This window comes from Blautia sp. An249, from assembly GCF_002159835.1.
Classification (GTDB): Bacteria; Bacillota; Clostridia; order Lachnospirales; family Lachnospiraceae; genus Blautia_A; species Blautia_A avistercoris.
The window spans coordinates 52,785-70,992 of record NZ_NFJL01000006.1; the positions used below are offsets into that span (position 1 = coordinate 52,785).

The 18,208-nt window shown below is 46.8% G+C and carries 18 protein-coding genes; 13 read left to right on the forward strand and 5 right to left on the reverse strand.

The window, feature by feature from the left end; translation table 11 throughout:
- Positions 1-16: 16 nt before the first annotated feature.
- From B5F53_RS20085 to B5F53_RS07425, 7 genes are read left to right on the forward strand one after another with little or no spacing between them, the layout of a single operon-like run.
- Positions 17-664, forward strand: a complete 648-nt coding sequence (locus B5F53_RS20085; RefSeq protein WP_204246912.1) for an FAD-dependent oxidoreductase — start codon at positions 17-19, stop codon at positions 662-664.
- Entirely contained in the window at positions 547-1,512 is a 966-nt protein-coding gene (locus B5F53_RS20090; protein ID WP_204246913.1) for an FAD-dependent oxidoreductase, read from the forward strand. The genes B5F53_RS20085 and B5F53_RS20090 overlap by 118 nt, the downstream gene beginning before the upstream one ends.
- A 15-nt stretch (positions 1,513-1,527) precedes the next feature.
- Complete coding sequence (locus B5F53_RS07405) at positions 1,528-2,127, forward strand: UbiX family flavin prenyltransferase (protein WP_087221926.1); 600 nt, start codon at positions 1,528-1,530, stop codon at positions 2,125-2,127.
- 18 nt (positions 2,128-2,145) lie between these two features.
- The gene (locus B5F53_RS07410; RefSeq protein WP_087221928.1) at positions 2,146-3,303 is read left to right on the forward strand and encodes an iron-containing alcohol dehydrogenase; all 1,158 of its coding nucleotides are present in this window, start codon (positions 2,146-2,148) and stop codon (positions 3,301-3,303) included.
- Between the two features lie 5 nt (positions 3,304-3,308).
- A complete protein-coding gene (locus B5F53_RS07415) occupies positions 3,309-4,781 on the forward strand; it encodes a UbiD family decarboxylase (RefSeq protein WP_087221930.1) in 1,473 nt (490 codons plus the stop codon).
- Positions 4,782-4,784: 3 nt separating this feature from the next.
- Positions 4,785-5,750, forward strand: coding sequence for a uroporphyrinogen decarboxylase family protein (locus tag B5F53_RS07420; RefSeq protein WP_087221932.1), 966 nt, complete (start codon positions 4,785-4,787; stop codon positions 5,748-5,750).
- A 15-nt stretch (positions 5,751-5,765) separates the two neighbouring features.
- Positions 5,766-7,271 (forward strand): aldehyde dehydrogenase family protein, encoded by a 1,506-nt coding sequence (locus tag B5F53_RS07425; protein ID WP_087221934.1) that lies wholly within the window; start codon positions 5,766-5,768, stop codon positions 7,269-7,271.
- A gap of 106 nt (positions 7,272-7,377) precedes the next feature.
- Here B5F53_RS07425 and B5F53_RS07430 read toward each other — a convergent pair whose 3' ends face one another.
- Genes B5F53_RS07430 through B5F53_RS07440 form a run of 3 tightly spaced genes read right to left on the reverse strand, consistent with a single transcriptional unit; the run spans position 7,378 to position 9,931 of the window.
- Positions 7,378-7,866, reverse strand: coding sequence for a hypothetical protein (locus B5F53_RS07430; protein ID WP_087221936.1), 489 nt, complete (start codon positions 7,864-7,866; stop codon positions 7,378-7,380).
- Between the two features lie 14 nt (positions 7,867-7,880).
- A complete protein-coding gene (locus B5F53_RS07435) occupies positions 7,881-8,687 on the reverse strand; it encodes a DUF3100 domain-containing protein (RefSeq protein ID WP_087221938.1) in 807 nt (268 codons plus the stop codon).
- 53 nt (positions 8,688-8,740) lie between these two features.
- Positions 8,741-9,931, reverse strand: coding sequence for a M20 metallopeptidase family protein (locus B5F53_RS07440; RefSeq protein ID WP_087221940.1), 1,191 nt, complete (start codon positions 9,929-9,931; stop codon positions 8,741-8,743).
- Positions 9,932-10,146: 215 nt separating this feature from the next.
- On the opposite strand from B5F53_RS07440, the gene B5F53_RS07445 reads away from it, so the two are divergent.
- Together B5F53_RS07445 and B5F53_RS07450 are read left to right on the forward strand one after the other, a co-directional pair.
- Entirely contained in the window at positions 10,147-11,292 is a 1,146-nt protein-coding gene (locus B5F53_RS07445; protein WP_087221942.1) for an AI-2E family transporter, read from the forward strand.
- A complete protein-coding gene (locus tag B5F53_RS07450; protein WP_087221945.1) occupies positions 11,289-11,888 on the forward strand; it encodes an NAD(P)H-dependent oxidoreductase in 600 nt (199 codons plus the stop codon). Before B5F53_RS07445 ends, B5F53_RS07450 begins: the two co-directional genes overlap by 4 nt.
- On the opposite strand, the gene B5F53_RS07455 is transcribed toward B5F53_RS07450, so the two are convergent.
- Positions 11,877-12,314, reverse strand: coding sequence for a DMT family transporter (locus tag B5F53_RS07455; RefSeq protein WP_087221947.1), 438 nt, complete (start codon positions 12,312-12,314; stop codon positions 11,877-11,879). The two genes, B5F53_RS07450 and B5F53_RS07455, sit on opposite strands and share 12 nt — an antisense overlap.
- A 16-nt stretch (positions 12,315-12,330) precedes the next feature.
- Entirely contained in the window at positions 12,331-12,753 is a 423-nt protein-coding gene (locus B5F53_RS07460; protein WP_087221949.1) for a DMT family transporter, read from the reverse strand.
- Between the two features lie 206 nt (positions 12,754-12,959).
- Between B5F53_RS07460 and B5F53_RS07465 the strand changes: the two genes are divergently transcribed.
- The 4 genes from B5F53_RS07465 (at position 12,960) to B5F53_RS07480 (ending at position 18,207) form a co-directional block, all read left to right on the forward strand.
- Complete coding sequence (locus tag B5F53_RS07465; protein ID WP_087221951.1) at positions 12,960-14,369, forward strand: ADP-ribosylglycohydrolase family protein; 1,410 nt, start codon at positions 12,960-12,962, stop codon at positions 14,367-14,369.
- Positions 14,366-15,508: a BMP family lipoprotein gene (locus tag B5F53_RS07470; RefSeq protein WP_087221953.1), complete on the forward strand. Its 1,143-nt coding sequence runs from the start codon at positions 14,366-14,368 to the stop codon at positions 15,506-15,508. Before B5F53_RS07465 ends, B5F53_RS07470 begins: the two co-directional genes overlap by 4 nt.
- Before the next feature lie 88 nt (positions 15,509-15,596).
- The gene (locus tag B5F53_RS07475; RefSeq protein ID WP_087221955.1) at positions 15,597-17,150 is read left to right on the forward strand and encodes an ABC transporter ATP-binding protein; all 1,554 of its coding nucleotides are present in this window, start codon (positions 15,597-15,599) and stop codon (positions 17,148-17,150) included.
- Positions 17,143-18,207, forward strand: coding sequence for an ABC transporter permease (locus tag B5F53_RS07480; protein ID WP_087221957.1), 1,065 nt, complete (start codon positions 17,143-17,145; stop codon positions 18,205-18,207). Before B5F53_RS07475 ends, B5F53_RS07480 begins: the two co-directional genes overlap by 8 nt.
- Position 18,208: the final 1 nt, after the last annotated feature.

An 18,208-nucleotide genomic window follows, 5' to 3' on the forward strand; every position in this document is an offset into this window, starting at 1 on the left:
GAAGGAAAGGAGTTTTATGAGTTATACAACCGTTTATGATGTGATTGTGTGCGGCGGCGGTACCTCCGGCGTGGCAGCGGCCATTTCAGCCGCCAGAACCGGATCGAAGACGCTCCTGGTGGAGCGGACCGGGGTACTGGGCGGCCAGATGAGTCTTTCCGGACCTCCGGGTTTCGCATACGCCAGACTTTTTAATCCTCAGGGGAAAAGAGATATTGGAGGAATTGTAGAAGAAACTTATCAGCGGCTGTACCGCAGCGGACACGCCCTTCCCCACCTGCGGTATCCCATCCGGGAAAAGGCCGGCTACGGATTTTCTTATGTGGATCCGGACTGGTGGGTGGATCTGATCTTCACCATGATGGAGGAAGAAGGGGTTCAGCTTCTGCTGGATTCCTTAGTGGTAGGGGTTACCAAAGAAGAAAATAAGGTTACAGGCATTGTGGTTGAAAATGCCAATGGGAGAAATGAGATTGCAGGTAGAGTGGTCATTGACTGTACCGGCGAGGGCTATGTGGCCATACAGGCAGGATGTGAAATAACAGTGTGCCAAGGGACGAAGTGCAGCCCCATACTTTGGCATTTACCGTGGACGGGGTGGACTGGGAACGGCTTTTACAGTACATCCGCACCCATCCGCAGCAGTTTTCCTTTAAGCAGTTAATCTTCCCTCTGGAAGATGCCAATACCAGAGAAGATGTGGAAGAGATGTACAGAAACTGTTACGACATTAAAGAACTGGGAGAGATCATGGGCTTTTATGAGCTTCGTGACATAGCTTTTAAAAACGGTGACTGGCATCCTTATTCCGGAGCAGGATTTTTCCTGACGCCTAAAGAGGGCGGACATATTCAGGCTCATTTCCAGCATTCCTCCCAGGTGGATCACGCAGTGGCGACCGACGCCTGGGATTTAACCAGATGCAATATTGAGTGCCGGAAACAGAACCGGATTGCCTGGAGATTTTTCAAAAACTATGTGCCCGGTTTTGAAAACGCCTATATTACGAAAACCTGCACTGAGCTGAGACTGAGGGAAGGCCCCAGGATTGTGGGAGATTATATGCTGACCAGAGACGATGTTGCAGAGTGCAGACAGTTTGAAGATACCATCGGAAAATCGTCTTTCAAAGCAGGGGGCTACCATGTGGCTTCTATGGATACCTTAAATCATGTGGCCGTAGTGGGGAATGAAGACCGCAAGGACAATATCCAGTTTAAAAGCGATCTGGCCATTCCCAAAGACGGTGGGTCTTATGATATTCCGTATCGCTGTCTGGTGCCTCAGAAAGTGGAGAACCTGCTGGCAGCAGGAAAATGTGTATCTACGGATCGGCCTGCTTATTTAAGGTACCTGCACCAGACCATGGTCACCGGACAGGCGGCCGGAACGGCGGCAGGATTATGCGTACAAAGAGGAATCACCCCCAGGGAGCTGGAAAAAGATGTGAAAGAGCTTCAGAAGCGGCTTCTTGACCAGGGAGCCATTCTCTTTGAATGCCCGGACAGGTAAGAAAGGGGAAGAACCATGGAGCAGAAGACAAAGAGGGAACGGGTTGTAATAGGTATCAGCGGCGCCAGCGGAATGGCCGTGGCCCATTACATTCTGAAAGTCTTAAGGGAAAAGCCGGAAATCGAGACTCATCTGGTGGTATCGGAAAGCGCCAGGCTGACCATACAGACGGAATTAAACAGCAGCTTACAGGAGTTGGAAGACCTGGCAGATGTGGTTCATGATATTCATAAGATGAGCGCTTCCATTGCCAGCGGGTCTTTCCCGGTAAAGGGAATGATTGTAGTCCCCTGCAGCATGAAGACAGCAGCAGGGATTGCAGGCGGCTATACGGACAACCTACTGTTAAGGGCTGCAGACTGCATGATAAAGGAGCGAAGAAGGCTGGTGCTGGTGGTAAGAGAGTGTCCTTTTAGTCCCATTCATCTAAGAAATCTGACCTTTCTGGCAGAATGCGGCGTGGATATTCTGCCCATGGTAATGACCTTCTATAACGGGCCTCAGACCATTGAGGATATGGTGATACATATAGCTTCCAAAGCCCTGGAACGTCTGGGGATTGATTCGGGATCCTACAGGCGCTGGGGAGATACGATACAAGAGGGCTTGGCTTAGAAAGAAAGGAAGAAGGCAATGAATTTACAGAGTTTTTCAGTAAAACAGGATATTCTGTTTGGCATAGGGGCAGTTGCCAAGCTGCCGGAGAAAATGAAAGAATTAAAAGGAAAGAAAGCCCTGTTGGTTTCTGATCCCGGTTTGATTGAAGCAGGAACCACAGGAAAAATTGAGAAGATCTTAAAGGATGCGGGGATCGATTATGCGGTTTTCAGCCATATTGAGCCGGATCCGGGATGCTGGATTGTTCATGAGTGCCGGGATCGGATCATGGAGGAAAACTGCGATATTTTAGTGGCCCTGGGAGGCGGAAGCGCCATGGACACGGCCAAAAGCGCGTCCATCATCGGATATACGGGAAAGAGGATTCATGATTACTGGGGCTATTATAAACCCGTGGACAATGAGACAATTCCGGTAATTGCGATCCCCACCACAGCAGGAACAGGATCAGAAGTGACCAGAAACACGGTGATTACCGATGAAGAGCATTACAAAATGGTTATCTTAAACGATAAGATGCTGCCGGAAGTGGCTCTTCTGGATCCGGAGATGATTATGACCTGTCCCGTATCTGTAGCAGCCGCCAGCGGGCTGGATGCTATGATTCATGCTGTAGAGTGTTATTTAAGCGATTTGGCAACTCCCTTTTCCGATGCTGTGGCAGAAAAAGCCATGGAACTCATTGGCCCGGCTCTGCCCCGTTTTGTAGCAAACCGAAAGGACGTACAGGCAGCCAGTGATATGCTGATGGGAAGTACCCTGGCCGGAATCACCCTGTCTTTATGTCTGCCCACCCAGGCTCACGCCTTATCCCATCCTCTGACGGGATATTACGGGATTTCTCATGGTATGGCAAACGCCATGCTGTTCCCCACAACCATGGAATTTAATGCCCTTGCAGATCGGGGAAAATATAAAAAGATTTATAATCTCCTTCGCACAGGACATCCCTATACAGAAGACTTCGAAACAGAAATGCTTATTGACTATCTGAAGGAATTGAACAGAAAGCTGGGACTGCCGAAAAATTTAAGCGAGATGGGTGTGGATGAGTCTCATATGGAAGAGATGTTAAAGGACGCCCAGAGGACGAAGATCTGGGAACACTGTCCCAGGACAACCTCTGTAAAAGAGATGGAAATGCTGTATAAAAAAGCCCTTTACCGGGAGTGACGCCTATGAAAAAAATAGAAGATTTGCGTTCTGCTATAGAAGTATTAAAGACTGTGCCGGGACAATACCAGGAGACGTATGTTCCGGCAGAACCCCATGCAGAGATTTCCGGAATCTATCGGTATGTGGGCGCCGGCGGTACGGTAAAAAGACCCACTAAAACAGGCCCGGCCCTGCTGTTTCATAACGTAAAAGGACATGAAGATGCGAAAGTGCTGATTGGCCTGCTGGCTTCCAGAGAACGGGTGGCTCTTCTTTTGCAGGATCGGCCGGAGCATCTGGGATTTTTATTAAAAGAAGCGGTACAAAACCCGATACCGCCTGTACTGACAGATTCCGGGGACGCCCCCTGTCATCAGGTGGTGCACTATGCCTGGGAAGAAGGATTTGACATCCGCAGACTGATTCCGGCGCCGACCAATACCCCGGAAGACGCAGGCCCCTACATTACCATGGGGATGTGCTATGCCTCTGATGTGGAGACCAAAGAGTCGGATATTACCATTCATCGTCTGTGTCTCCAGGATAAAGACTTAATTTCCATGTATTTCGTACCGGGAGCCAGACACCTTGGGGCATTCCGGGAGAAGGCGGAAGCATTGGGCAAACCCCTGCCCATTTCCATCAGCATCGGTGTGGATCCGGCAATCGAAATCGCCTCCTGTTTCGAGCCGCCCACAACCCCTATGGGATACAATGAACTGGGAGTGGCAGGGGCTATCCGCAAAGAAGGAGTAAAGCTGACTGACTGCCTTACCATAGAGGAAAAATGCATTGCCAATGCAGAGTATGTGATTGAAGGGGAACTGCTTCCCAACACCTATGTGCGGGAAGATCAGAATACCAATACGGGTAAAGCCATGCCGGAATTTCCCGGCTATACAGGAGCTGCCAATCCCAAGGTGCCCCTGATTAAAGTAAAGGCAGTAACCCACCGGAAAAATCCCATTATGCAGACCTGCATCGGCCCCAGTGAAGAGCATGTAAATATGGCCGGAATCCCCACGGAAGCCAGTATTATTCAGATGGTGGAACGAGCCATGCCGGGAAGGCTGAAAAACGTCTACTGCCATTCTTCCGGAGGAGGAAAATATATGGCCATTCTTCAGTTTGAGAAGAAATCACCAAGCGATGAAGGAAGACAAAGGCAGGCGGCGCTTCTGGCTTTTTCTGCTTTTTCCGAATTAAAGCATATTATTTTAGTGGATGAAGATGTGGATCCCTTTGATACCAATGATGTATTATTTGCCTTAAATACCCGTTACCAGGGGGATGTGGATACGATTTTTATTCCGGGCGTGCGCTGTCACCCCCTGGATCCTTCCCAGAGAACGTATTACAATCCTTGTCTTCGAGATCAGGGGATTTCCTGTAAGACTATCTTTGACTGTACCGTTCCCTATGAACTAAAAGACAAGTTTATCCGTTCCCGGTTTTTAGAACTGGATCCCACCCACTGGGTACCGGAGAAAGGATAAGAGATGACGAGAAAAGATAATGTAAAGCTGGTGATGGAGCACAAAAAACCTTTATGGACGCCCAATCTGTTTACAGATATTGATATGGCTCTTCAGTCAGCGGTTATGGAACGGTATGAAGGCCGTGAGACAGGTAAAGATGAATTCGGAGTAACTTATCAGTACAACGAAGAAGCCAGAGGTCCCGTGCAGGTTCCGGGGGACCGGGTGGTAAAGGATATTGAGAACTGGAGAGAGTATGTGACCTTTCCCGATGTGGAAAACAGGGACTGGGAAGCTGCCGCAGCCAGAGATACGGCAGGCTGGGATCGGGAGAACAAATTCACCATTGTCCAGATGTTTAACGGAATGTTTGAGCGTTCCCATCTTCTGATGGGATATGAAGATACCCTGTGCGCGCTGCTGACAGATCCGGAGATTATGGAAGAATTTTATACGGAATTTGTGGACTACCGGATCTCAATGATACGGAAGATTGCGCAGTATTATAAGCCGGATGCCATTATGATCTTCGATGATTACGCGGCTAAGGATGCGCTGATGATGTCTGCGGAGACCTGGCGGAAGATTTTTAAGAAGCAGCTGAAACGTCTGATTGATGCGGCCCATGACTGCGGAATGTACTATATTCTTCATTGCTGCGGGTATCTCAGGCCTCTTCTGGAGGATTTTATTGAGATTGGAGCGGACGCCGTTCATCCGGTACAGGGAGAAAATAATCCCCAGGAGCTGAAAGCAAAGTATGGAGATCAGATTTGTTTCTGCGGATGCTACAACAATATCCGTATCCTGGATCGGGAGGGAGTTACAGAAGAAGAAATCAAAGAGGAGGTTCGCCATATCATGGAGGATATTGCCCCCGGCGGCGGATTCATTGCCTGGAGTTCCTTCTTCTGCCAGAAGCCAGAGCTTTACCGCCGGGAGATTCAAAAATACATAGACAAGGAGAAACAGGATATACACACTTAAAGAGAGGGAAAGTGTATGAAAATGTTGATAAACGGAAGGAAAACCGAAAGCAGAAGTGGAAAACTCATCCCCGTAACCAACCCGGTAACAGGAGAGGTGCTGGATACCGTTTTCCAGGCAGGGGAAGAGGAGATGGAAGAAGCTCTGGAGGCATCTGTCCATGGCTTCCGGCGGTGGAGGGCCGTTCCTTTAAAGGAAAAAGAGAAAATCTTTCAGAAGTTTTATCAGCTTCTGGAAGAACCGGAGAAAAAGAGAGAGATTCTTTCTGTTTTAATAAAAGAGAGCGGGAGCAGCATCCGCAACGGGCTCTTTCAGTACCAGGGGATGCCGGAGATTTTTAAGGGGTATCTGGAATCGGCCAAAAGGTATCTTGGTTCTGTACTGGTTCCGGGGACAGAAGCCGGCCATGACGGAAAGACGGAGAAAGATTTACAGATGGTCATTTATGAGCCGGTGGGAACCGTATTTTCCATTGTACCCTTTAATGCGCCTCTTATGCTGTTTGCCTATAAAGTGGCTCCGGCTCTGGCTGCAGGCTGTGCTGTCATTGTAAAGCCGCCCACCAGCAATCCTCTGGCCCTAATGAAGGTGGTGGAGCTTTTGTGGGAAGCCGGAATTCCCGGAGATGTGCTCCAGGTGGTGACAGGAAGCGGATCCGTTATTGGAGATCGGATGGTATCTGATAAGCGGATTCAGGCGGTATCCCTGACCGGAAGTACAGAAGTGGGACTTCATGTGGCACAGACCATGGCAAAGCGTCTGGCGCCCTGTGCACTGGAACTGGGCGGCAACGATCCATTTCTGGTATTGGAGGATGCGGATATAAAGGCTGCGGTACGGGATGCGGCATTCTGGCGGATGAATTCCGCCGGGCAGGTATGTATTGCACCTAAACGGTTCCTCGTGCATCGTTCGGTAAAAGATGATTTTATCCAGGGCGTTCTCTCCTTTGTAAAAACCATCGAAATGGGATTTGATTTGGATGTGGATGCAGAGCTGGAAAAATATCTTGCCACTGATTTTTCCAGATTTGCCGGAGATCACATGGTGATGAACAGCCTAATCTCCGAAGAAGCAGCTATCCGGGTGGAAGAGCAGGTGAAAAAGACTCTGGAACAGGGAGCAAAACTGGCTGTTGGAGGAAAACGGCGGGGAAGTTTCTATGAGCCTACTGTTCTGACAGAGGTAACGAAAGACATGGATGTAATGAAGGATATGGAGATCTTCGGCCCGGTAATGCCCGTCTGTGTATTTGATACTATAGAAGAGGCCGTTGCCATTGCCAACCAGAGCAGCTTTGGGCTGTCCGGATGTGTTTTCACACGAGACTGGAAGAAGGGAATGGAGATTGCCGGAAAGATAGAATCGGGAACTGTGGTGGTAAACGGGACGGGAACTTATCGGAATATGATGCAGCCCTTCGGCGGATGGAAGTTAAGCGGACAGGGAAAAGAGGGATTCTTTACTTTGGGAGAAGTAATGGAATCAAAAAATATTGTACTGAAAGGATTTCTGGAATAAGAGTTCTGAAAGCCCCTCATATATAAAAAATAAGGTTTTTGCAATTCCTGCAAAAACCTTATTTTTATGAATGTTTCTTATTGTGCGTAAGATAACAGTGAGGTGGTTAGATGATTCCCTGTGCGCTTAAGATAATCTGAGCGATCAGGGCAGATCCCACATAAGTACCAATCATAACGAAGATAGCGACAACGATACCTCTCCATCCGATTTTCTTGAATTCCAGCCAGTCTTTACCCATGGATACACCGGCGTAAGCCAGTACAGGAGTAACGGAAGGAAGCAGGCCGATTTTATTTACCTGTTCCGCCACATAAGCTCCGGTGGGGCTGTAAGGCATACCCAGTATAATACCGATAAAGGTGATATAAATAATCGTCGGAATTTTCGGGAAAACGGCATTTAACAGGGTGCTTACAATCGCAATTGCGAAAAGAATTAACATTCCGGGAAGTCCGTCCAGGATGGAAACGAAGGTATCCGGATTTCCGTCGGTTATAGTATTAATGGTATTTCCGATTAAGCTGATTACAGCAGAGATTGCCAGAATTAGGACGAACTCTGCTACTTTGTCCATTGTAAGTTTTTTCTCCATACTGATTCCTCCTGTCAGGCTTTTTTCTTGCGGCTAAAGAGTGGTTCCAGTTTCCGGTAAAGGAAGTTACACATGGGAAGACCGATAAATACAGTCATCACAATACCGTCTGCGTTGGAAAGTACGTTACTGGTTCCGGCGTAAGCGGTAATCTGTTCTGCCATTTCCGGAAATGCAGAAACTAAAGAGGCAGAAGAAGCTGCCATCATACTTCCGCTTCCTACACCGCAGGCCATTGCCAGAGCATAAGGATGAAGCAGGCCGGTAGCGCCCAGAGCGCTGGCCATGATACCCATGAAAATGGTACCAACTAAAGTTCCTACGACATAAACGGTCATGACACCACGGCCTTCCGGAGAATCCAGACCGTATTTGGATGCGATGTATCCTACGTTTGGTTCCCGGCAGATGGAATGAGTCATACCAACTGCTTCTCTCTTAAATCCAAGAAGAAGAGCGAAAGGAAGAGCCAGAATAATGGTTCCCAGGTTTCCGAATTCCTGAAGAATCAGCGCAGGGCCGGCTGCCAGTACCTGGGGAAGCTGCGTACCGCTGGTAACGGCAACTTTTGCCAGAAAGATACCGATTGCAATAATAACAAATTTGCTGGACAGAACGGACTGTTCCTTTTTTACAATTTTTACCGGTTTTGTCAGATAGAGAATCAGACTCACTACCATGGCAAAAAGCATGGGAAGGAACATGATACTTCCTGTAGATACAGGAATAGAAATCGTATTTACTGCTTCACATAGAAGAACAACCACACAAATGACCAGATGGAAAGGCCAGTTCTTTAATATATTTTTCGTATTTTCCATAAGATCTCCTTTTCCTCATATAAAATCTTTATCAGATAGTTATAAAATAATAATTATTTTTTACTCAGGTGTTCAATTGCCTTAAAGACGGACATGGCATAGGTGCCTGCCCCGATGGCAATACAGCGTTCATCTGCTTTAAAGTGAGGGCTGTGCCAGGAATAAACACAGTCATTTTCTTCGTTCCGGGTTCCCAGCCAATAGAAGAAACCGGGACATTCTTCCATGAAAATGGAGAAATCTTCTCCGCCGGTGGAAGGAATGGGATCTACCGGTTCTGCACCGATAGAGGTAACAGCCTCATGGGCGGCCGGATAGAGAGCCTCATCATTGGTTGTAGGCGGCAGCTCATAGATATAGTTCAGATTTCCTTCACATTCATAAGCGGCGCAGATAGAATCCACAAGGGCGGTCAGGCGTTTTACCACACAGGCTTCCACTTCTTTGGAATAGGTACGTACCGTTCCCAGCATGGTTACGGAATCCGGTGTGACGTTATTGGCGCCTTCTCCGGCTTTGACACTGCAGATAGATATAACACAGGAATCAATTGGACTGACATTGCGGCTGACAATGGTTTGCGCTCCCTGGATAATTGCTGCTGCACAGACAACGGGATCTACATTCCGCTGGGGAATACCTCCGTGTCCGCCTTTTCCTTTAATCGTAATTTCAATTCTGTCTACAGCAGCCATTAAAGCTCCATGCTTAACAGCCACAGTTCCCAGCGGGATTTCAGGAGAATTGTGAAGACCAAAGATTGCATCCACACCTTCCAGACATCCAAGTTTAACCATTTTCTTGGCTCCCAGATTGATCTCTTCCGCCGGCTGGAAAAAGAATTTCACACTGCCGTGAATCTGATCCTTTAACTGAGCCAGGATTCTGGCTGCGGAAAGAAGAGACGATGCATGGGTGTCATGGCCGCAGGCATGCATCATGCCGGGGCGTTTGGACGGATAGGTGCAGGTAGATTCTTCTGTGACAGGGAGAGCGTCAATGTCTGCCCGAAGAGCAATACAAGGACCTTCCTCCCCTCCGCGGAGATAACCTACCAAGCCGGTTTCCAATCCTGAATCCAGAATTTCGATACCTAAAGCTTCCAGCTCTTTACGGATATATGCGGTAGTATCAAATTCTTTAAAACTCATCTCAGGATTTTCATGAAACCAGTGCAGATCTTCAATGAATTTAGGTTCCAGTTCTTTCATTAGCTCCTGTACTTTCTGACTGAGCACATCCATAACGATTCCTCCATTTCTTTGATGATAAAACCTTAAAAAACTAGCTAAATTACGTCCTCTATTCTATCACTTTTTGAAAGAATTGTGAAGTATCAATAAATGAGTAAACAAAAATGGTAAAAATAAAAGCATAATGCATAAAAGGAAAAATTTCTGTTGAGAAGGAAGAAAAGAAAGCATATAATCAGAACAACAGGAAAGGAGAATTCTGAAAAATGGAAAAAAAGAAACTGGATTTTCGGATTGTAAAATATATGATTTTTGCAGCGGCTCTGGTTCTGGTGGTTTTATATTTTGAGCCGATTTTAAGGATGGCCGGAAATTTATGGGGGATTTTATTTCCGCTGACGCTGGGATGCGTTCTGGCTTATATCCTGAATATTATTATGAGCGGACTGGAGAAACTGTATTTTCCCAATGGGTCTTCCGGATTTGTCAGAAAATCCAGAAGGCCGGTCTGCGTACTGTTGTCTATTATTCTGACGCTGGGAATTGTTATTTTCATTGTCAAACTGGTACTGCCGGAACTGCTGAATGCGATTGTGGTGCTGGGGAAGGGAATTCCGCCTTATCTGGAGAGATTCCAGACCTGGCTGTTAAGCTACAGTAGGGAATGGCCCCAGATCCGGGACTGGATTAACAACGCCCAGCTTGACTGGGAAAATATTATTAAGAATGTGTTTACCTATGTGACAAGCGGTGTGGGAGGGATCTTAAATTCCACCTTTACCATTGTGGGCGTGTTGGGAAAATGGATCATCAATCTGGTGATCTCTCTGATCTTTTCCATTTATTTTCTTATGAATAAAGAAACCCTTTTAGGACAGTTTAAACGAATGCTGAATGTTTATGTAAAGCCCCACAAGACAGAGAAATTCTACCGGGTTGCAAAAGTGGCCCACGATACGTTCCGCCACTTTATTATCGGGCAGTGTACGGAGGCGGTCATTCTGGGAACCCTGTGTGCAGTGGGAATGCTGATCCTTCGCTTCCCTTATGCGGCTATGGTGGGAACCCTGGTGGGAGCCACAGCCCTTCTGCCTATCGTGGGCGCTTATATCGGAGCGGCTGTGGGGGCCTTTCTGATTTTTACAGAGAATCCCTTACAGGCTCTGGGATTTTTAGTTTTTCTGGTGATTTTGCAGCAGATTGAAGGAAATCTGATTTATCCCAAAGTGGTGGGTTCTTCTATCGGACTTCCCGGCATGTGGGTGCTGGCGGCAGTTACCGTGGGAGGCGGAATCGGCGGAATCATGGGAATGTTAGTGGGAGTTCCCCTTACGGCTACGGTGTATAAACTGTTGGGAAAAGATGTAAAGAGAAGAGAAAAAGCAGCAGGAAAGGAGAAAGCAGAAAAATGAAGAAAGTGTTAGTACTGGATGCCTGCATCCGAAGAGAAGAGTCCAGAACAAAGAAATTACTGGATCGGGCTGTGGGTGTGATGAAAGAGTTACATGAGGACTGGAGCTTTGAAATACTGGAAGTGGACAGGCTTTCGATTCGCTTTTTTGATCAGGAGTCCTTAATGGAGAGGGATCGGCTGCTGGCAGAAGGAAGACGGAATCATCCCCGTTTTGATCTGGCGCATCAGTTTGCAGAAGCAGACGCTATTGTAATCGGAGCGCCTTTCTGGGATTTGAGTATCCCTGCCGCCCTGAAGGTGTATATTGAAAACATTTCTGTGGACGGAATCACCTTCGGATGTAATGCGGAAGGATTATATGGAAAATGTAAGGCACAGTGGATGTATTTTCTTACCACCCGGGGCTGTGCCTTTGAGAATACAGATATGGAAAACGGCGCCCGCTATCTGGAGGGCCTGTGCAAAATGTTCGGGATTGACGCCTTTTATGAAGTTCACGCCGAAGGCCTGGATATGGAGGGGGCAGAGATTTCCCGGTTAATGGAGGCGGCTCTGGCGGAGGCAGAGCATGTTGCCGAAGGGTTAGTGCTGTGAGGCGGTTACCTTATTATCGGCAATGATACCCGCTGCTACCAGGAGAATCCCGAAGAGTTTCGGGCCGTTTATATTGTGAAGGACCAGCATATCAAAGAGAATTCCGGCGGTAAGCTGTCCCACCAAAAGGAGGATGGTAGATTCCATCACTTTCAGGCGGTTCAGGGTAATCATAGAGATAATAAAGGCCAGAATTCCGAAAGCTCCTCCCAGATACATCCACCAGGGAGCCTGGACGAAGGAGTAGAAATCAATATGGAAACGGGAAGAAACCAGCAGCAGGAGAAAAGAAACAACAGAAGCTACCACATAATTTACCAGGGAACCATTATTGGTTCCCAGTATTTTTGTACAGCGGTAATTAATCATTTTAGAGATTACTGTTGCGCATCCATTGAAAAAGGCCAGGGTTAATACAAATGCCATAATCAAATCCACCTTTCTAAGATAAATTAATAATCAGAAGTCCTGCCAGAATCAGGGCGAAGCAGGGAAGTCGTTTTAAGTTGAAGGCTGCTTTGGGAACGCCGAACCAACCGAAGTGATCAATGACTGCGGAGATGGCGAGCTGTCCGGTAACAGACAGGCAGGTGGTTACCGATACCCCCAGGTTTCCGATACAATAGCTGGAAGTCGCCACCAGAAAAATTCCGAAAAATCCGGCAGAATACAGATACCAGGGAAGCCCGGTAATCTTTAATTTCTCACGGGTGGTAAGTTTCATATAGAGAATCAGCAGCAGTCCGCCGATAACATGAACGGCAAGACTCATTCCGAACATTCCCAGATAACTGGTTATCATGCCGTTTAAACTGGCCATGGCGGACTGGCAGGCGCCGGCAATCAGGGTAAAAAAAGCGTACATAATATCCTCCTAATATAGATGTGTGGAATAACAGCCCTGCCCCTTGGTGTGAAGGGCAGTGTTATACATATAAAACATTTTATCTCTTTTTCCTGGACGTTGACAAGAATTTTCAAAATTTATATGGAAATTTTCGGAACTGTATTGTAAAATGGTGATATGACAAAAGACAGGTATCCGGCTTTGACAGAAAGGAAGGCTAATGTATGAAAGCATGGGAAATGGCTCAAAAAGTTTACACAAATGCGAAACCAGTCATATTGAAGGAAGAAGAGCAGACCTGGACGGAAAATACCAATGTCTCGGAATTTTATGACAGCAATCTGAATCTTGACTGGGGCAGCCATGTGCCTGGCTCCGGAGCGCCGGAGAAAATTATGATCGCGGCGGTTCAGGCCATGGAAAACCGGGGATACCAAATCAGTGAAAAAGGCTACAGTCTTTTAGAACAAGGGTTAAAAGCGCATGAAGAACAGGATTTTGTCAGTCTTCATAAGATTTCTGCGTCTCTGAGAAGGGAACTGGCAGAGGCAGAAAGGGACGACACATCTCCCTACTGGAATTACACATACTATCATTCTTTTGAAGAGTATGAAAGAAAAGTAACATTTCCGGACGCCCGGGAAGTGGATGTTACACAGGAGGAATTCCGAGAGAAGACAGAGGCGGCCTGGCTGGCTCAGATCATCGGCGGAGCTATGGGAACCATGGTGGAGGGCTATACATCTGAAAATCTGTATAAAGCCTTCGGAAGCGTTCATGAGTATTTAAGAGAACCCAATACCTACAACGATGATATTACATTTGAGCTTGCTTTTCTGGATGCTTTTTCTCAGAAAGGGTACGAGGTGACTTCCGAAGACATCGCCCTTTCCTGGGTGGGTCTGATTCCCTGCGGATGGTCGGCAGAAGAACTGGCAATACGAAATATAAAAAATGGAATTTTTCCGCCGGAAAGCGGACAGTACAGGAATCCTTTTAATGAATGGATAGGCGCCCAGATGCGGGCGGCCGTCTGTGGAATGGTATCGCCGGGAGATCCTTATACGGCGGCCAGACTGGCATGGGCGGACGGAGAAGTTTCCCATGCAAACAACGGGATTCTGGGAGAAGTATTTAATGCGGTAATGGTTTCTTATGCTTTTGTGGAAAATGATGTTTCCAGAGTTGTTCAAAAAGCTATGGAATGGATTCCAAAAGACAGCGAATACTATTCTGTGATCCGCTTTGCCTTTGAATGCTGCCGGGAATATGAGGACTGGCATCTGGCGCTGAAAGCCTGTGAAGAGAAATACAGAAAATATAACTGGATTCATGCCTATCCCAATGCCTGCTGTGAAATCATTGCGCTGCTTTACGGGCACGGCAGCTTTGAAGAAACCCTTCACATTATTACCATGTGCGGAATTGATGTGGACTGCAACGCCGGCTCCATTATGCCCATACTGGCAGTGCAGGAAGGAAAACGAGTGATTCCTGAGAGACTGATAAGCCCTGCATTTTCCCGTCTGGATACATACATGAGGGGGAAATACAGAAGTATCACATTAGAACAATTGGTGGATGACACCTGCGATGCAATCAGAAGAGCCAAACAAAAGGAGGAAAAGAGATGAAGAAGAAATTATTAGCAATGTTACTGTGTGCGGGAATGGTAGTTTCCCTTGCAGCCTGCGGCGGTTCCGGCGAGGACGGGGACAGCTCAGGCGGCGGCGATGACGTTTACAAAGCAGCCCTGCTGTTAAACGGTACGTTAGGAGACAAATCATTCTATGATTCTGCAAATGAGGGTCTTACCGCACTTCAGGATGAGCTGGGTGAAGATAAGTTTACTTTTAAAGTAGAGCAGATGGGAGCCACTTCTGCAGACGAAGCAAAATGGGAGCCTACCCTGTATGACTACTGTGACGACGGAAGCTACGATGTAATTATCGTGGGAACCTTCCAGATGCTGGACGCTCTGTCAAAAGCGGCAGCCGATTATCCGGATCAGAAGTTCATTTACTTTGACGAACAGTACGATTTCTCCGTATCAGAGAATGATAATGTCTATAATGTTCTCTACAAACAGAATGAGGTTTCTTATCTGGTAGGAGCAGCAGCAGCGATGATGACCACAGATGAGACTCTGCCTTATGTGGATCCGTCCAATAAAGTTATCGGATTCCTGGGCGGAATGGAAAACTCGGTTATCAATGACTTCCTGGTTGGTTACATTCAGGGAGCTAAGGATATCGATCCGGAAATTCAGGTAGCTCTGGCTTATGTTGGAAACTTCTATGATTCTGCAGCCGGTAAGGATATGGCTCTGACTCAGTATCAGAATGGCGCAGACGTAGGATTTAACGTAGCCGGAAGTGCAGGACTCGGACAGATTGAGGCAGCGGCCCAGTCTCAGAAATATGCCTTCGGCGTTGACTCTGACCAGGCGGCGCTTCTTCCGGAATATGCAGATTATATTCCGACTTCCGCACTGAAAAATGTTGGTAACTCTCTGATTCGTGCCATTAAAGCGGATATGGAAGAAGAACTGGAATTCGATCAGACAGAATATCTGGGATTCGCAGAAGGCGGCGTAGAATTGCTGGAAGACGACCATTACAGCGAAGTTGTACCGGAAAATATCCGTACAAAGATTGAGGAACTGAAACAGCAGATTACAGACGGAGAGATTGAAGTTCCTACAGCTTTAGGCGACAATGCTATGAGCAACGATGAGATTCAGGAGTTAATTGACTCTGTGAAAGTAAAATAAACTTTAGTAAGTAACGGAAAATCCTGCACCAAGATTTTCGACGGTGCAGGATTTTTATCATATGGAAGAAAAAGCGGGGTGAGAGGGATTGAATGATCAGACTGTATTACAGATGAATCACATCATGAAAATATACGGCAATGGTGTGGTAGCCAACGAAGACGTGTCATTAGAGCTGAGAAAAAGTGAAATCCACGCACTCCTGGGAGAAAACGGCGCCGGAAAAAGTACGCTGATGAAGGTACTTTTCGGAATTGAGGCTCCGGATCAGGGCGAAATTATTTTAAAGGGAAATCCTGTAAGTATAAAATCTCCTCAGGATGCGATCAGCAAAGGAATCGGTATGGTACATCAGCATTTCATGCTGGTGCCGTCGCTGACTGTGGCGGAAAATATTATCCTGGGAGTTGCGCCGAAGAAAGGCCTTTTTATTGATATGGATAAGGCTGTTGAGGCAGCTTCTTCTATAGCTAAGGAATATAATTTCGACATTGATGTAAAACAGAAAGTGGAAGATATTCCCGTAGGTATTAAACAGAAAGTGGAAATTCTCAAGGCTCTGTACCGGGGAGCGGAAATCTTAATTCTGGATGAGCCCACAGCCGTGCTGACGCCCCAGGAAACGGACGAGCTGTTTGTTCAGCTTCTGAAATTAAGAGAAAAAGGCCACACCATTATTTTTATTTCCCATAAGCTGGATGAAATTAAGAAGATCTGTAACCGGGCCACCATTATGAGAAATGGTAAGAGCATGGGTACTTACGAGGTGGAAAACATTACCACTCAGGAAATGTCCAGACTGATGGTGGGCCATGAAGTTTCCCTGCAGTTTGAGAAAGAGGAACAGAAGCTGACCGACGAGGTCTTCTTAAAGGTCAGAAACCTTACCATTAATAATTCCCAGGGGGTTATGAAGGTGGATAATCTCTCCTTCGACCTGAAGGGCGGAGAAATTCTGGGGATCGCAGGGGTGGAAGGAAACGGCCAGACGGAGCTGATTGATACCCTCACCGGCCTGAATAAAAAATATAAGGGCGAGATCCTGGTAAAGGGTAAGGACATTCAGAATTCTTCCGTTAAAGACATCCGGGAGATGAAACTGGCACATATTCCCGAGGATCGTATGACCTCCGGCTGCGCCAAAGATCTGAGTATTCAGGAAAATCTGTTTTCCAATCAATACAAAGACGGGAAATTCTCCGGCAGATTTATGATGAAGAAAAAAGCCATTGAAAAACGCAGCGATGAATTAATTAAAGAGTATATTATCAAATGTAAATCCAGAAAGCAGAACGTAGGAATGCTCTCAGGAGGGAATATCCAGAAGGTTATCGTTGCCAGAGAATTTTCCACCCAGCCGGATATTATCATTGCCAACCAGCCAACCCGTGGAATCGACGTGGGCGCCGCTGCCTTTATCCGTAAACGGCTTCTGGAATTTCGTGACGCGGGCTGTGCCGTCATTCTGATTTCTGCGGATTTAACGGAAATCTTTGCTTTAAGCGATCGGCTTGCAGTTATGTATAAAGGAAAATTTGCAGGATTCTTCACCGATGTGGAGAAAGTTACTGAAGATGAGCTTGGACAGCATATGTTGGGAATCAAGCGCGATGATGTATTGGAGGGCGTAACCTATGATTAGTTCAAAAAGATTTGATATATTAAGAACTATATTATCCGTATTAATTGCGCTTGCCATCTCCTTTGGAATTATTTTTCTGGTAAGTGAGGAACCGGTAAACGCAATTACCAATCTGCTGATAGGGCCTCTGAAAAGTAAGAGAAGTCTGGGAAACGTGGTAGAATCCATGATTCCTCTGATTTTCACAGGAACGGGCGTATGTATTATGTTTTCTGCCAATCAGATTAACCTGGCAGGAGAAGGTGCGTTCCATGTGGGAGGTCTGTTTGCCACCTGTATTGCCATTAAGCTGGCAGCCCCGTTTATTTCTCCGGTGACAGCTCTGTTATGTGCGGGACTGGCGGGCGCTGTATTTACAGCGATTCCGGCGATTATGAAGATTACCACAACGGCAAGCGAGCTGGTATCTTCGCTGATGATTAACTATATTGCTCTGTATTTCGGAAACTATATGCTGAATAATGTAATCGGCGATCCGGATGCAAGCGCAGCTTCTTACAAATTACTGGAAGTTTCTAAATTGGTGAAAATAGTACCGGGAACCAGAATTCACTTCGGTTTGATTATCGCCATTGGAGTGGCAGTGCTTGGATATTGGTTCCTGTACCGTACCAAAGCAGGATATGAACTGCGTCTGACAGGTGAGAATGAAGAGTTTGCCCGTTATTCAGGAATCAACATTGTGAAAGTTATTATCGTTTCCCAGCTTCTGGGCGGTTTTGTGGCCGGCCTTGGCGGCGGTGTGGAAATGCTGAGTCCCATTTACTCCAGATTTACCTGGACTTCTCTTATGGGATACGGATGGGATGCGATTATTATCTGTACTCTGTCCAAAAAGAATCCGCTGTATACGCCGTTTGCAGCTTTATTCCTGGCGTATTTAAGAACCGGCGCCTCCATTATGGCCCGCCGGACAGATGTTACTCTGGAAATTGTGCAGATTACGCAGGGTATTATTATTCTGCTGGTAGTGGCAGAGCAGTTCCTGAGTAAGTATAAACATAAGATTATTGCAAAAGAGGCGAAAGCAGCTCTTAAAGACGAGGAGGTGGCATAAG